The 14,610-nt window shown below is 70.7% G+C and carries 13 protein-coding genes; all 13 read right to left on the bottom strand.

Translation table 11 applies throughout. The annotated features are described in order from the left end of the window. Positions 1-262, bottom strand: a 262-nt coding sequence (locus ABB34_RS13640; protein ID WP_161808920.1) for a ParB N-terminal domain-containing protein, incomplete at its 3' end; no start/stop codon positions are given. Further along, positions 262-1,059: a ParA family protein gene (locus tag ABB34_RS13635; protein WP_057641924.1), complete on the bottom strand. Its 798-nt coding sequence runs from the start codon at positions 1,057-1,059 to the stop codon at positions 262-264. The genes ABB34_RS13640 and ABB34_RS13635, both read right to left, overlap by 1 nt. Further along, entirely contained in the window at positions 1,056-2,012 is a 957-nt protein-coding gene (gene motD / locus ABB34_RS13630) for a flagellar motor protein MotD (protein ID WP_425478991.1), read from the bottom strand. The genes ABB34_RS13635 and motD overlap by 4 nt, the downstream gene beginning before the upstream one ends. A 7-nt stretch (positions 2,013-2,019) precedes the next feature. Beyond that, entirely contained in the window at positions 2,020-2,760 is a 741-nt protein-coding gene (locus ABB34_RS13625) for a flagellar motor protein (RefSeq protein WP_057641922.1), read from the bottom strand. A 46-nt stretch (positions 2,761-2,806) separates the two neighbouring features. Further along, entirely contained in the window at positions 2,807-4,765 is a 1,959-nt protein-coding gene (locus ABB34_RS13620; protein ID WP_057641921.1) for a chemotaxis protein CheA, read from the bottom strand. A 4-nt stretch (positions 4,766-4,769) separates the two neighbouring features. Beyond that, a complete protein-coding gene (locus ABB34_RS13615) occupies positions 4,770-5,390 on the bottom strand; it encodes a protein phosphatase CheZ (protein ID WP_057641920.1) in 621 nt (206 codons plus the stop codon). Then, positions 5,390-5,782: a chemotaxis response regulator CheY gene (cheY, locus tag ABB34_RS13610; RefSeq protein WP_057641919.1), complete on the bottom strand. Its 393-nt coding sequence runs from the start codon at positions 5,780-5,782 to the stop codon at positions 5,390-5,392. The genes ABB34_RS13615 and cheY overlap by 1 nt, the downstream gene beginning before the upstream one ends. A gap of 13 nt (positions 5,783-5,795) precedes the next feature. Then, a complete protein-coding gene (locus ABB34_RS13605) occupies positions 5,796-6,548 on the bottom strand; it encodes an RNA polymerase sigma factor FliA (protein WP_057641918.1) in 753 nt (250 codons plus the stop codon). Continuing rightward, a complete protein-coding gene (locus ABB34_RS13600; protein ID WP_057641917.1) occupies positions 6,545-7,432 on the bottom strand; it encodes a MinD/ParA family ATP-binding protein in 888 nt (295 codons plus the stop codon). The genes ABB34_RS13605 and ABB34_RS13600 overlap by 4 nt, the downstream gene beginning before the upstream one ends. Further along, on the bottom strand, positions 7,419-9,008 hold the full coding sequence (gene flhF / locus ABB34_RS13595) for a flagellar biosynthesis GTPase FlhF (RefSeq protein ID WP_057641916.1): 1,590 nt from the start codon (positions 9,006-9,008) through the stop codon (positions 7,419-7,421). The genes ABB34_RS13600 and flhF overlap by 14 nt, the downstream gene beginning before the upstream one ends. A gap of 138 nt (positions 9,009-9,146) precedes the next feature. Then, positions 9,147-11,258, bottom strand: coding sequence for a flagellar biosynthesis protein FlhA (flhA, locus tag ABB34_RS13590; RefSeq protein ID WP_057641915.1), 2,112 nt, complete (start codon positions 11,256-11,258; stop codon positions 9,147-9,149). Continuing rightward, complete coding sequence (flhB, locus tag ABB34_RS13585) at positions 11,255-12,385, bottom strand: flagellar biosynthesis protein FlhB (RefSeq protein WP_057641914.1); 1,131 nt, start codon at positions 12,383-12,385, stop codon at positions 11,255-11,257. The genes flhA and flhB overlap by 4 nt, the downstream gene beginning before the upstream one ends. A 57-nt stretch (positions 12,386-12,442) precedes the next feature. After that, the coding region (locus tag ABB34_RS13580) for a putative bifunctional diguanylate cyclase/phosphodiesterase (protein ID WP_211258212.1) at positions 12,443-14,610 on the bottom strand (2,168 nt) is incomplete at its 5' end.

Raw genomic sequence — 14,610 nt, 5'->3', positions numbered from 1 at the left:
CGCCGGCGACCTGGCGCACCAGGATCGGCTGGATCACGCCCTGCGCCTTGATCGACTCGGACAGCTCGGACAGCTTGGCCTCGTCCATCTCCCGGCGCGGCTGGTACTTGCCCGGCTGCAACTGGTCGATGCCCAGCTTGCGCAGCACCTCGCCCGGCTGCGGCTCGGCCACGGCGGCCACCGACACCGGCGTCACCGCGCCCTTCGGGCCCAGCAATGCGTCCAGCCCGCGGCCAAGGCCACGCTTCTTCGGTGCGCTCATCAGACGGCCTCCACGGCCCTGACGGCCTTGTTGCGTTGTTCGGTACGGCGGATCAATTCGCCGGCCAGGCCAAGGTAGGCCACGCCGCCGCGCGAGGTGCGGTCGTAGCCGACGATGCTCTGGCCGTGGCTGGGCGCCTCGGCCAGGCGCACGTTGCGCGGCACGATGGTGCGGAACACGCGGTCGCCGAAGTATTCGGTCAACTGCGCCGACACGGCGTTGGCCAGGTTGTTGCGGATGTCGAACATGGTGCGCAGCACGCCTTCGATTTCCAGCGCCGGGTTCAGGTTGACCTGCAACGCCTCGATGGTTTCCACCAGCGCGCTCAGGCCTTCCAGCGCGTAGTACTCGCACTGCATCGGCACGATGACCGAATCGGCCGCGGCCAGCGCGTTGAGGGTGAGCAGCGACAGCGCCGGCGGGCAGTCGATCAGGATGAAGTCGTATGCATCGCGGATCGGCGCCAGCGCCTGCTTCAGGCGCTGCTCGCGGCCGTCCTGCTCCATCAGCTGGATCTCGGCGGCGGTCAGGTCGATGTTGCCGGGCAGCAGGTCGTAGCCTTCCGGCGCCTTGACCCGGATCTCGGTGGCGCTGCTTTCGCCCAGCAGCAGGTCGCAGGTGGAGGCGGCGACCTCGCGCTTGTCCACGCCGCTGCCCATGGTGGCGTTGCCCTGCGCGTCCAGGTCGACCAGCAGCACGCGCTTGGGCGCGGTGGCCAGGCCGCGGCCCAGGGCCAGGGTGGTGGTGGTTTTGCCGACGCCACCCTTCTGGTTGGCAATGGCCCAGATACGCATCAGTGCACTCCTCTTGTTGCGGCCGGCTGGGCCGCCTCGGGGGCGGCGGCCGGGGTGGCGCTGTCGGTCGTCGTCGCAGCGGCCTGTTCGGCGGCGGTGGCGACCACGTCGTCGGCCAGCGCGTCGGCGCTGGCGGCCGAGTCGGCCAGGATGATGACCATCACCCGCCGGTTGCGGTTGCGGCCTTCGGGCAGGTCGTTGCTTTCGCGCGGGCGGAATTCGCCGTAGCCCATCATCGCCAGCCGCTGCGGCTGCACGCCGTGGTCGGCGAACAGGTGCACCACGCTGGCCGCGCGGGTGGCCGAAAGCTCCCAGTTGGACGGGTACTGCGCGGTGGCGATCGGCACGTTGTCGGTATGGCCTTCCACGCGCACGCCGTTGGGTACGTCCCGCAGCACGTCGGCCAGCGTGCCCAGGGTCTGGCGGGCGCTGGCCTCCAGCGTCGCCGAGCCGGTCGGGAACAGGATGTCGCTGTTGATCTCCACCTCGATCCACAGCTCGGTACGGCGCACGTTGATCACGCCCTTGTCCACCAGCGGCGCCAGCGACAGGTTCAGCCGCTCGGCGATGCGGCTGAGCTGGCGCTCGGCGCGCTGCAGGTGCTCGCGGTCGCGCAGCGACACCGGCTGGGTCATCTGCGAGGCCATCGACGGCAGCCGGGTGGGGTCGGACATCGCCCCGCCGGTCATGCTCGGCGCGCGGATCACCGACGGGCTGTCGTGGCCGCCGCCCTGCACCTGCTGGTTGCCCACCTGCACCTGGGTGATGGTGCGCGGGGCGCCGCCGAAGGCGGTGGTCAGGGCGTCGGCCATGACCCGGTACTTGCCCTCGTTGAGCGAGGAAATGGCGTACATGACCACGAAGAACGCCAGCAGCAGCGTCATCAGGTCGGCATAGGGGATGGCCCATGCCTCGTGGTTGGCGTGCTCTTCGTGGGCGGTGCGGCGGGCCATGATCCGAACCTCAGCCCAGGAAGCCGGCCAGGCTGGTTTCGATGTTGCGCGGGTTCTCGCCCTGGGCGATCGCGATCAGGCCCTCGATGATCATCTCGCGGTCGCGGCTGTTGTGCGCGATCACGCTCTTGAGCTTGGCGCAGACCGGCAGGAACAGCAGGTTGGCCGAGGCGATGCCGTAGATGGTGGCGGTGAACGCGGCGGCGATGCCGTGGCCGAGCTTGCTCGGGTCGGCCAGGTTCTTCATCACCGCCATCAGGCCCAGCACCGCGCCGATGATGCCCAGCGTCGGCGCGTAGATGCCCATGCCCTCGAATACCTTGGCCGCGGCCAGGTCGCGGTGCTCCTGGCCGCTGAGCTCGATCTCCAGCATGCGCCGGATGGCGTCCGGCTCTACCCCGTCGACCACCAGTTGCAGGCCCTTGCGCACGAACGGGTCGTCCTGCTGCTCCACATGCGGTTCCAGCCCCAGCAGGCCCTGGCGGCGGGCGATGTTGCTCCATTCCACGATCTGCCGGATCAGCAACTGGCGGTCGCTGGCCGGCGGCCGCACCACCCAGCGCACGATGCGGAAGGCATGGCGGAAGATCGCCGGCGAGGTATGCAGCAGGATCGCGGCGATGGTGCCGAGGATGACGATGACGAACGCGGCGGGCGACCACAGCGAGGACAGGCCCGCGCCCTTGAGGATGCTGCCGCCGACCAGCGAGGCCAGGGCAAGGAAAAGTCCGATGATGCTGAGTCTGTCCATTGATGGAATATCGGCGTCTGCAGGGGGGACTTGAACCGGCCGGCGCTCAGTCCTGGCTGCGCAGGCCGTCCACGTCGAGGATCAGCGCCATGCGGCCGTCGCCGATCAGGGTGGCGCCGGCGTAGCCGTTGAGCCCGCGCAGGGCCTTGGGCAGCGGCTTGATCACCACTTCCTCGCGGCCGCGCACCTGGTCCACGACCAGGCCGAAGCGGGCCTCGCCCATCTGCAGCACGACGATGGTCAGCAGGCTGGCCTGCATCGGCTCCACGTCCAGCCACTGGCGCAGGTCCAGCAGCGGCAGGGTGTGCGACTTGCGGTCGAGCACGGCGCGGCCGTCGAACCAGCCCAGCGACGAGGGCGGGGCGTGCAGCACTTCCATCACCCGCGCCAGCGGCAGCGCGTAGATGTCCTCGCCGGCCTGCACCAGCAGGGTCGGCAGGATCGCCAGGGTCAGCGGCACGCGGATCAGGAAACGGCTGCCTCGGCCGAGCTCGGACTGGATCTGGATCTGCCCGCTCAGTTCGCGGATGCGCGACTGCACCACGTCCATGCCGACGCCGCGGCCGGAGATGTCGGTGACCTCCTGCTTGGTCGAGAAACCGGGCAGGAACACCAGGTGCAGGCATTCCTCGCTGCTCAGGCGGGCGGCGGCCTCGGGGTCGAGCAGGCCCTTCTCGCGCGCCTTGGCGCGCAGCCGCTCGGGGTCGATGCCGGCGCCGTCGTCCTGCACCTCGATGCTGACGTAGTCGCCTTCCTGGTGCGCGGACAGGCGCACGTGGCCGCTGCGCGGCTTGCCCTGCGCCTCGCGCAGCTCGGGCATCTCGATGCCGTGGTCGATGGCGTTGCGCACCAGGTGCACCAGCGGGTCGGCCAGTGCCTCGACCAGGTTGCGGTCGAGCTCGGTCTCGGCGCCGATCAGCTCCAGGTCCACTTCCTTCTTCAGGTTGCGGGCGACGTCGCGGGCGACCTTGGGGAAGCGCGAGAACACCTTGCCCACCGGCTGCATGCGGGTGCGCATCACCGCCGATTGCAGGCGCGCGGTGGCGATGTCCAGCACCGAGACGGCGCGGTCCAGCTCCTCGTCCTTCAGGCGCATGCGCAGGGTCTTGAGGCGGTTGCGCGACAGCACCAGCTCGCCGATCAGGTTGACGATGGCGTCCAGCCGCTTGGTGTCCACGCGGACGGTGTGCTCGGGCTCGACGGCCGGCTTGCCCGGGGCGGCGGCGGGCTTGGGCGTGGCCGTCGTGCGCGGCGCCGGGGCCGGCGCAGCGGCGGTGGCTGCAACCGGCTTGGCACCGGGGGCGGCACCGCCATGCAGTTCGTCGAGCAGGGCTTCGAATTCGTCTTCGGTGATCAGGTCGTCGCCGGCCTTGGCCTTGGCGGCCGGCGCGGCGGCCGCGACCGGCTTGGCGCCGGGAGCGGCACCGCCGTGCAGTTCGTCGAGCAGGGCCTCGAATTCGTCCTCGCTGATCAGGTCGTCGCCGCCCTTGGCGGGCTTTGCCGCGGCGGCCGGTTTGGCGCCGGGTGCGGCGCTGCCGTGCAACTGGTCGAGCAGGGCCTCGAATTCGTCTTCGTCGATCAGGTCGCCGTCGGCCGCGGCGGCGGCCACCGGGGCGGCGGCCGGGACCGCGTCGACGTCGAACAGGGCGATCAGCGCCGGCGGCGCGTGCTCCGGTTCGGTGCCGGCGGAAACGGCGTCGAGCATGGCCTGCAGCCAGTCCAGCGACTGCTGCGCGGCGTCGAAGTGGTGCGCCTGCAACACCGCCTTGCCCGAGCGCGCCATGCCCAGGGTTTCCTCGGCGGCGTGGCACAGCTCGACCATCGCGTTGATGCCGAGGAAGCCGGCGCCGCCCTTGAGCGTGTGGAAGCCACGGAACACCGCGTTGAGCTGGTCGCCGTCCTGCGGCGCCTGTTCCAGCGTCACCAACTGCTCGCCGAGGCGGTCCAGGATTTCCTGGGCCTCGAGGATGAAGTCGGCGGCGATGTCCTCGTCGAAGGCGCTCATGGCGTCACAGCCCCAGGTCGGAGAGCAGGTCGTCGGCGTCGTTCTGGGAAACGGCGTGGCGGTCCAGCCCGGTGACGGCGGGGCCGGCCAGGCCGTCGCGGCTCTCGTTTTCGGGCGGCGGCAGGCCGAGCGCGCCGAAGCCCTCGTGCACGCGGCGGACGATGCCGACCACGCGGCGGATGATCTGCCCGGTCAGGTCCTGGTAGCTCTGGGTCAGGGCGATCTCGGTCAGGTTGTGGCGGATGCGGTCCAGCACCTGCTGCTGTTCCTCGGCCGGCAGCGCGCCTTCGTGCAGGTGCGCGGTCAGGGTGCGGCATTCCTCGGCCAGGTCGAGGGTGCGGTGGGTGGCCTTTTCGGTCATCTCCACCACGTGGTCCAGGCGCGCGCAGGCATCGGTCAGCTCGCCGGCCTCGGACGGCAGCGTCGGCAGTTCGCCCAGCGCCTTGCCCAGCTCGCGCGCCAGCCGGCCGAGCCCGGCCACCATCGGTTTCTCGCGCGCCGCGGCAAGGGCGTCAATTTCCCGGCGCCAGCCGGTTTCGTCGCCGCTTTCCAGTGCCGTCAGCGCGTCCTGCAGGCGTTGCGCCAGCAGGGCCCTTTCGTTTGCGGTGCCCGCGGAGGCGTTCATCAGGCGCTGGCCCCCAGCCGCTCGAAGATCTTGCCCAGCTTCTCCTGCAGGGTCTGCGCGGTGAACGGCTTGATGATGTAGCCGTTCACGCCGTTTTGCGCGGCCTCGATGATCTGCTCGCGCTTGGCCTCGGCGGTGACCATCAGCACCGGCAGGGTCTTGAGCCGGGCGTCGGCGCGGATCGCCTTGAGCAGCTCGATGCCGGTCATCACCGGCATGTTCCAGTCGGTGACCACGAAATCGAACGGCTGGCTGTTGAGCAGCGCCAGCGCGGCGTGACCGTCCTCGGCTTCGGCGGTGTTGGTGAAGCCCAGGTCGCCCAGCAGGTTCTTGACGATGCGCCGCATGGTCGAGAAGTCGTCGACGATCAGGATCCGCATGTTCTTGTTCAAAAGGTGTTCCTCTTCATGGTTCGTCGAGGCCGGCGTCGGCCGCCTCGAAAATCTTCAGCCGGCCGCGCAGGCGCAGCATGGCCTGGCCGTGGATCTGGCAGACGCGCGACTCGCTCACGCCGAGCACCGCGCCGATCTCCTTCAGGTTCAGTTCCTGCTCGTAGTACAGCGACAGCACCAGCTGCTCGCGTTCGGGCAGCACGGCGATGGCCTTGCCCAGCTCCTCGCCGAACTGGCTGCGTTCGAGCATCTGCTGCGGGGTCGGGCCGCCGCTGGTCGGGGTGTCCAGTTCGCCCTGGTCCTCGATGCGCGATTCCAGGCTCAGCACCTGGCCGCGCGCGGCGTCCTCGATCAGCCGCAGGTAGTCCGGCAGCGGCATCTCCATCGCCTCGGCCACTTCGCTGGCGCTGGCGGCGCGGCCGGTTTCCTGCTCCAGCCGGCGGATGGTGGCGGCGGCGTCGCGGGCGCGGCGGTGCACCGAGCGCGGCACCCAGTCGCCACGGCGGATCTCGTCGATCATCGAGCCGCGGATGCGGATCGAGGCGTAGGTTTCGAAGGAGGCGCCCTGTTCGGCGTCGTAGCTGCGCGAGGCCTCGATCAGGCCCATCATGCCGGCCTGGATCAGGTCGTCGATCTCGACGCTGGCCGGCAGCCGCGCGGCCAGGTGGTGGGCGATGCGCCGCACCAGGTCCGAGTGGCGGACGATGACGTCGTTGGCGCTGGCGCGCTGCACTTCGCGGTAGTGGGCGGCGGCCGCGGGTTTCATGTGGCCACCCCGCGCTGCTGCAGGATGCGCTCGAGGAAGAACTCGACGCCGCCGCGCGGCTCGGTGGGCGCCTGCCAGCGCGCGGTGCGGCGGGCGATCTCCTGGATGGCCTGCGCCGCCGGCGAGGCCGGGTACAGCTTGACCACCGGCTGCTGGCGCTGCACCGACAGCCGCAGCCAGTCGTCCTGCGGCACGCAGCCCAGGTAGTTCAGCGAGACGTCGGCGAGGAACTTGTCGCAGACCCGCACCAGCTTCTCGTACAGCACGCGGCCCTCGTTGGGGTCGCGCACCATGTTGGCCACCACCTGCATGCGGTCCACGCCGCGCTCGCGCGAGAGTACCTTGATCAGCGCGTAGGCGTCGGTGATCGAGGCCGGTTCGTCGCAGACCACCACCACGGTGTCCTGCGCGGCCTGGCAGAAGGTCAGCACGCTGTCGGTGATGCCGGCGGCGGTGTCGATGATCATCACGTCCAGGTCGCGTTCCAGCTCGGAGAACACGTTGACCAGACCGACGTGCTCGGCCGGCTGCAGCTCGGCCATGTGCCGGCGGCCGGACGCGGCCGGCACCACCAGCACGCCGCCAGGGCCCTCGATGATGACTTCCTCCAGCGTGCAGCGGCCGGCGACCAGGTCGGCCAGGGTGTTCTTCGGCTGCAGGCCGAGGATGACGTCGATGTTGGCCAGGCCCAGGTCGGCGTCCAGCAGCAGGGTGCGCTTGCCCATGTCGGCCAGCGCCACGGCCAGGTTGGCCGAGACGTTGGTCTTGCCCACGCCGCCCTTGCCGCCGGTCACCGCGATGGTGCGCACCGGCCCGGCCGGCTGCAGGCGGGTGGCCGACAGCGGGAAGGCGTTGGTCAGTTTGGCGTATTCACGCGACGGCATCGGTCAACTCCGGAGTACTGCATGGCATATCGGCCGCTCGGCGCAAATCTTCAAGGCGAAGTACCAGATTGGCCGCCGAGGCCCGGTGCAGATCTTCCGGCACATCCTGCCCATCCGTCACCCATGTGATCGGCAAATGGTGATCCACTGCCACCGAAAGCGCCGAACCCAGCCGTCCGGTCTCGTCCAGCTTGGTCAGCACCAGCCCCTGCGGGTTGGCCGCGCCGAAGCGGCGCACCACCTCGTCCATGTCCTGGAAGCCGGTGTTGGCCGGCAATACCAGCAGGGTACGGATCTGCCCGGCCGCGCGCAGCCACTGCAGCTGGGCGGTGAGGGCGCGGTCGCGCTGGCCGAGGCCGGCGGTGTCGATCAGCACCAGTTTGTAGTCGGCCAGCCGCTCCAGCAACTGGTTCAGGTTGGTGCCGCTGTGGGCCTCGTGCACGGCGATGCCGAGCTGGCGGCCGAAGCCGTACAGCTGCTCGCGGGCGCCGATGCGCTGGGTGTCGGTGGTGACCAGGGCGACGTCGCGCGGGGCGTGGGTTTCGGCGAAGCGCGAGGCCAGCTTGGCGATGGTGGTGGTCTTGCCGGCGCCGGTGGGGCCGACCAGGGCGATGACGCCGCCCGTCTCGATCGGGTCGGCCGGGGTGATCGGCAGCTTCTTCGAGATCAGCCCCAGCATCAGGCCACGGGCACGGGCCGGATCGGTGTCGGCCGGGATCTGCATCGCCACGTCGCGGGCCAGGCCGGCGTCGAAGCCGTATTCGTCCATCAGGTCCAGGGCGCTGGCGCGCACCGGGTTTCCGCGCAGGCGCTCGTCGTTGAGGCGGTGCATCTCGCGCTCGATCAGCTGGCGCATGCCGGTCATTTCCTGGCGCAGTTGGGTCAGCTGCTCGTCGTCGCGCGGGGCACTGGCGACCACGCTCAGCGCCGGGGCGGCAGGCTCCGGCATCTGCACCGGCGCCAATTCCGGTTGGACCGGCTGGACCGGCGCGGTGGCCAACGGGGCGGGTGCGGGCTCTTCCAGCGGCGGGTCGATGACGAAGCGGGCGCGGTTGACCGGCGCAGGCGCCGGTGCCGCCGCGACGGTTTCCCGCGGCGGCAGGGCCGTGGCGGCCTCGGCGTTGCCGAGGAAGTTGGCGAACACCTGCTCCGGCACCGTCGCGGCCGGGGCCTTCGGCTGCGGCCGCGGCTGGGCCGGGAAGCGGCTGCCCGGGGCCAGTTCCAGGCTGCTGTCGATGGAGCGGCCGGTGGCGCCCACCGCCGAGCGCGCCAGTTCGGCCACCGCCGAGGTGGTGGCGGCCACCGGCTCGGTTTCGGCTTCCGGGGCCCTGCGGCGGGTGACCGCGGCGATGATGGCTTCGGCGGCGCTGCGCGGCTTGGGCGCGGCGGCCGGGGCCGGGCGAGCGGCCTCCAGGGCACGCTGCACCACGGATTCGTCGTAATGGGCGGCCGCCACGATCTCGACGCCTTCCTCGATGCGCCGGTTGGAGAGGATCACGGCATCGGGGCCATGTTCCTTGCGCACCAGGTTCATGGCGGTGCGCATGTCGGCGGCGACGAAACGTTTGATCTTCATGCTGGCGGCTCGGGAATCGGAATGGGGGGGCAGGGAAGGAGCGGGGGCAGTGGCGGTGTCGTGCATGGCGGTGCGTGCTCCTTACGTGCTTCGTGGCAGTGGCGGTTTTCCGTCGCCGGTGCCGGTTGCCAGGAGCCTTCAGCTGATCGTGCCGACCAGTTTCAGGCGCTTGTCTTCCGGTACCTCGCTGTAGGCCAGCACCGACAGCGAGGGGACGCTGTGGCGGACCATGCGCGCGAGCGCGGCGCGGACCGGGCCCGGTACCAGCACCACGGCCGGCTCGTTGCGCGCCTCCTGCTTGCCGACGCAGTCGGCAAGACTCTGGTGGAGGCGCTCGGCGAGACCGGGTTCCAGCGCGGCACCGTTGCCCTGCGTTGATTCCTGCAAGACCCGTTCCAGTTGCGGGTTGAGGGTGAACACCGGCAGCTCGGGCGACATGCCGGCGATCTCCTGCACGATGAAACGGCCCAGCGCGTTGCGCACCGCGGCGGTCAGCACCGCCGGGTCCTGGCTGAGCGGGGCGTTCTCGACCAGTGCCTCGGCGATCTTGCGCAGCTGGCGGATCGGGATGTGCTCGATCAGCAGGTTCTGCAGCACGCGCGCGATCACCGGGATCGGCAGCGCCTTCGGGGTGAGGTCCTCGGCCAGCTTCGGCGCGCTCTTGGCCAGGGTGGCCAGCAGCTGCTGCACTTCCTCGTGGCCGAGCAGTTCCGGGGCGTGCTCGCGGATCAGGTGCGACAGGTGGGTGGCGACCACGGTGGCCGGGTCGACCACGGTGTAGCCCAGCGATTCGGCATGGGCGCGCTGGTGCGGCTGGATCCAGGTGGCGTCCAGCCCGAACGCCGGGTCCTTGCCGGGGATGCCTTCGAGCTGGCCCATCGCGCTGCCGGGGTCCAGCGCCAGCTCGCGATCGGGGTGGATGTCGGCGCTGGCCACCGGCACGCCGTGCACCAGCAGCCGGTAGCCGGCGGCGGGCAGTTCCAGGTTGTCGCGGATGTGCACCGGCGGGATCAGGAAGCCGACGTCCTGGGTGAGCTTGCGGCGCACGCCCTTGATCCGCGCCATCAGCTCGCCGCCCTGCGCCTTGTCCACCAGCGGGATCAGCCGGTAGCCCACTTCCAGCCCCAGCGGATCGACCGGGCGCAGTTCGTCCCAGCTCAGCTCGGCGGTCGGCGCGGGCGCCGGTACGCCGAGGGCGGTCATTTCGCCCGGTGCGGCGGTGGCGTCGCCGGCCGGTGGCCTGGCGCCGCCGCCGGCCTGTTCGCGCTTCCACAGCTTCCACGCGAGGAAGCCGAGGATGGCCGCCAGGGTCAGGAAGGCGAGGTTGGGCATGCCCGGCACCAGCCCGACCAGGCCGATGATGCCGGCGGCGATCGCCAGCGCCCGGTACTGGCCGAACACCTGCCCCATCATCGCCTCGCTCATGTCCTGCGAGCGCGAGGCGCGGGTGACCAGCATCGCCACCGCGCTGGACACCAGCAGCGCCGGCAGCTGCGCCACCAGGCCGTCGCCGATGGACAGCAGGGTGTAGGTGGAGGCGGCGTCGCCGAACGGCATGCCGTGCTGCAGCACGCCCACGGCGAGGCCGCCGAGCAGGTTGATGAACAGGATCAGGATGCCGGCGATGGCGTCGCCGCGGATGAACTTGCTGGCGCCGTCCATCGCGCCGTAGAAGTCGGCTTCCTCGCGCACTTCCTCGCGGCGCAGCTTGGCTTCCTCGCGGGTCAGCAGGCCGGCGTTGAGGTCGGCGTCGATCGCCATCTGCTTGCCGGGCATGGCGTCGAGGATGAAGCGCGCGGTCACTTCCGACACGCGCCCGGCGCCCTTGGTGATGACCACGAAGTTGATGATGGTCAGGATCGCGAACACCACGATGCCGACCGCGTAGTTGCCACCGATCACGAACTCGCCGAACGAGGCGATGACCTTGCCGGCGGCTTCGTGGCCGTTCTGGCCGTTGAGCAGGATGACGCGGGTGGAGGCCACGTTCAGCGCCAGCCGCAGCATGGTGGTGACCAGCAGCACGATCGGGAAGATGGTGAAGTCCAGCGGCCGCTTCACGTACACCACCGCCAGCAGCACCAGCAGCGAGATGGCGATGTTGAAGGTGAACAGGGCGTCGAGCACCGGCGCGGCCAGCGGCACCACCACCATCGCCAGCAGCGCCAGCACGATCAGCGGCGCGCCCAGCCCGTGGCGCAGCAGGTCCAGTATCCGGCGGGCGGTGTTGGGCAGCGGCTGCGCGCTCATCGGCGGGCTCCCTTGCCGAATTCATCCACGTCCAGGGCGGGCAGGGCCGGCATCGGCCCACTGCGCCAGGTGCGCAGCTGATAGACGTAGGACAGGACCTGGGCGACGGCCGAATACAGTCTCACGGGGATTTCCTTGCCGAGTTGGCTTTCCCTATACAAGGCGCGTGCCAGCGGCGGCGCCGAGACGATGGCCACGCGGTTGCCGTCGGCCACCTGGCGGATGCGCAGGGCCAGTTCGTCCACCCCGCGGGCGACCACGGTCGGCGCGTTCATGCGCCCGGCCTCGTACTTCAGCGCCACCGCATAGTGGGTGGGGTTGACCAGCACCACGTCGGCGGTGGGCACCGCCTCCATCATCCGCCGCTGCGACAGCTGCATCTGCATCTGCCGGATGCGGCCCTTGACCTCGGGGCTGCCCTCGCTTTCCTTCATCTCGCGCTTGAGCTCCTCGCGGGTCATCTTCAGCTTCCGCAGCCAGTTCCATTTCTGGTACGGGGCGTCGATGGCCGCCAGCAGCGCCATCGCCCCGGCCGCGGCCAGCAGCAGGCGCAGGGTGAAGCCGAGGCCGTCGTGGACCGCGCTCTCCAGCGGCAGCCGCAGCAGGCTGCGCAGGCCGCCGACGCCGTGCCAGACCACCAGCGCGACGGCGCCGCCGACGAAGACGATGCGCAGCAGGGACTTGGTCAGCTCGGCCAGCGACTCGGGGCCGTAGATGCGCTTGAGCCCGGTCATCGGGTTCAGGCGGTTCAGGTCGGGCATCAGCGCCTTGTTGGAAAAACGCAGGCCGCCCATCAGCACCGGTGCGACGAAGCCGGCGGCCAGGCACACCAGCAGCAGCGGCGCGAACACCAGCATCAGCTTCAGCAGGGTCCAGCCGGCATGGCCGAACAGCGCCTGCGGGGCATGCAGCAGGCCCGGGTCCGGGCTCAGCGCGAGCTTCATCCACTGCCGCGCGGCGCCGCCCATGTAGCCGGACAGCGCGTACAGCGACAGCACCGCGGCGACGAACACCGTGGCGGTGGACAGTTCCCGCGACTGCGGGACGTTGCCCTTCTCGCGGGCATCGCGCAGGCGTTTGGCTGTTGGCTGTTCGGTTTTTTCGGTGCCGTCTTCGTTTTCCGCCATGACGCGCCGCGCAAGGGAAGGTCAGCCGCTTGCGTGCAAGAACCGTTCCGGCCGGTCTCAGTGGCTGCCGTACAGGCGGATGAACTGCTCGGCGCTGGCCGGGCGGCCGATCTGGTGGCCCTGCAGTTGGTCGCAACCCAACTGCTCGACGTGGATGCGCTGGCGCGGGTTCTCGATGCCCTTGGCGCCGACTTCCATGTCCAGCGCATGGCCAAGAGTGACGACGGCCGCAAGCAGCGTGGCGTCCTCGTCGCGTTCCTCCAGCGCCTGCACGAAGGCCGGGTGCAGCAGGATGCGGCTGGCCGGCAGCCGCCGCAACTGCAGCAGGCCGGCGTTGCCGCCGCCGAAGTTGTCGATGGCGATGCCCACGCCCAGCGCGGCGAGGGCGTGCAGGGTGCCCGGCGCTTCGGCGCCGGCGTGCACCGCGCTGGTTTCGTCGATCTCCAGCAGCAACTGGGCGGCGGGCAGGTCGTTCTGCTGCAGGCACTGGCGCACGATATCGGCCAGGGCGGGCGAGGCCAGTTGCTGCGCGGACAGGTTGACCGACACCTGCCAGTCGCGGTGGCCGGCGTCCCGCCAACTGCGCAATTGCCGGCAGGCCTCGTCCAGCACCCATTGCCCGAGTGCCTCCGTCAGCCCGTGCCGCTCGGTCAGGCGCACCACGCGCTGGCTGGGCAGTGGCCCGTGTTCCGGATGGCGCCAGCGCAGCAGCGCCTCGGCGCAGCAGACCCGGCCGTTATCGGCCCACACCCGCGGTTGGTAGTGCAATGACAGCTGCGGGGTGCCGATGGCCGCGCGCAGGTCGTCGAGCAGGTGCTGGTCGTGCGCGGCGCCGGCATCCATCCACTCGGCGTAGTGCGCATGGCGGTTGGGGCCGGCTTGGCGGGCGTGGGCAAGCGCGGTTTCGGCCTGCGACACCCGCTGGGTGGCGCAGTCGCCCGGCAATGGCTGCACCGCCATGCCGAGGCTGCCGCTGACGTGCAGGCCGCGCCCGGCCACCTGCACCGCCGCGAGCGTGCCCAGCAGGCGTTGCGCCAGCGTGGTGGCGGCGTCGGCATGCTCCAGCGACGCGGCGGCCACGTAGCGGTCGCCGCCCAGCCGGCCGACCACGCCGCCGGCCGGCAGCGCCTGTCGCAACCGCGCGGCGACGTCGGCCATCACCGCATCGCCGGCCTGCGGGCCGAAGGCGCGGTTGATGTGGCCGAAGTCATCCAGGTCCAGCACCATCACCGCGCAGGTGCGCCCCTCCCGCGTGCATTGCTGCAGCAGCAGGGTGATGTGTTCGTGCGCCAGCTGGCGATTGGGCAGGCCGGTCAGGGCGTCGTGCCGGCTGGCATGCAGCAGCTCGCGCTGGGCCTCGTCCAGCGAGGCGGCCAGGGTGGTGTTGCGCAATTGCAGCAGGCGCGCCTGCCGGCGCTGCTCGAACAGCGAAACCAGCAGTACCACCAGCATCACCGCCACGGTCAGCAGCACCACGCCGGCGGCCAGCCAGCCGCCGCCGATGCCGCCCCGCTGCGCCGCGCCGCATGCCGCGCCGGCCGGGAAGCGCGCGGCGGCCATGCCGGTGTAGTGCATGCCGACGATGGCCAGGCCCATCACCGTGGCGGCGGCGAACCGCAGCGGCAGCGCCCGTTGCGTCGCGCGCAGGCGGAAGGCGATGAACAGCGCGGCCCATGCGGCGGCCACCGCCACCAGCACCGACAGCACGAAGCGGACCGGTTCGTAGTCGATGGCCGGCTGCATGTGCAGCGCGGCCATGCCCACGTAGTGCATCCAGGCGATGCCCAGCCCCATCAACAGCCCGCCCAGCACCAGCCGCAGCCGCGGCAGGGTCGGCAGCGATACCAGCCACAGCGCGAACAGCGCGGCCGCCACGGCGGCCAGCAGCGATTGCAGGGTGGTCCACGGGTCGTAGGCGAGCGGGATCGGCAGGCTGAAGGCGAGCATGCCGACGAAGTGCATCGACCAGATGCCGGTGCCCATCGCGATGCCGCCGGCCAGCAGCCACGGCAGCGCGGCGCGGCGCGAAGGCGCGGCGTTGACGCGCGCGGCCATGTCCAGCGCGGTGAACGAGGCCAGCACGGCGACGACCACCGACAGCGTGACCAGCAACGGGTCATGGCTTCCTGCGAGCACCTCGTTCCCCCGGTACTGTCGCGGCGGATGCCGCGGGCCGAACTCCCTGGTGCCGGCGGCGTTTTCCCCGCCGCCGGCACCAGGGAGTT

The sequence above is a fragment of the Stenotrophomonas daejeonensis genome (assembly GCF_001431505.1).
Taxonomy (GTDB): Bacteria; Pseudomonadota; Gammaproteobacteria; order Xanthomonadales; family Xanthomonadaceae; genus Stenotrophomonas; species Stenotrophomonas daejeonensis.
This window is presented reverse-complemented; position numbering and strand designations above follow the sequence as displayed.

Excerpts from the sequence above, each read along its gene's own strand:
- ABB34_RS13625 (WP_057641922.1), bottom strand. The coding sequence starts at position 2,760 with ATGGACAGACTCAGCATCATCGGACTTTTCCTTGCCCTGGCCTCGCTG.
- ABB34_RS13620 (WP_057641921.1), bottom strand. The coding sequence starts at position 4,765 with ATGAGCGCCTTCGACGAGGACATCGCCGCCGACTTCATCCTCGAGGCC.
- ABB34_RS13615 (WP_057641920.1), bottom strand. The coding sequence starts at position 5,390 with ATGAACGCCTCCGCGGGCACCGCAAACGAAAGGGCCCTGCTGGCGCAA.
- ABB34_RS13605 (WP_057641918.1), bottom strand. The coding sequence starts at position 6,548 with ATGAAACCCGCGGCCGCCGCCCACTACCGCGAAGTGCAGCGCGCCAGC.
- ABB34_RS13600 (WP_057641917.1), bottom strand. The coding sequence starts at position 7,432 with ATGCCGTCGCGTGAATACGCCAAACTGACCAACGCCTTCCCGCTGTCG.
- flhF (WP_057641916.1), bottom strand. The coding sequence starts at position 9,008 with ATGAAGATCAAACGTTTCGTCGCCGCCGACATGCGCACCGCCATGAAC.
- flhA (WP_057641915.1), bottom strand. The coding sequence starts at position 11,258 with ATGAGCGCGCAGCCGCTGCCCAACACCGCCCGCCGGATACTGGACCTG.
- flhB (WP_057641914.1), bottom strand. The coding sequence starts at position 12,385 with ATGGCGGAAAACGAAGACGGCACCGAAAAAACCGAACAGCCAACAGCC.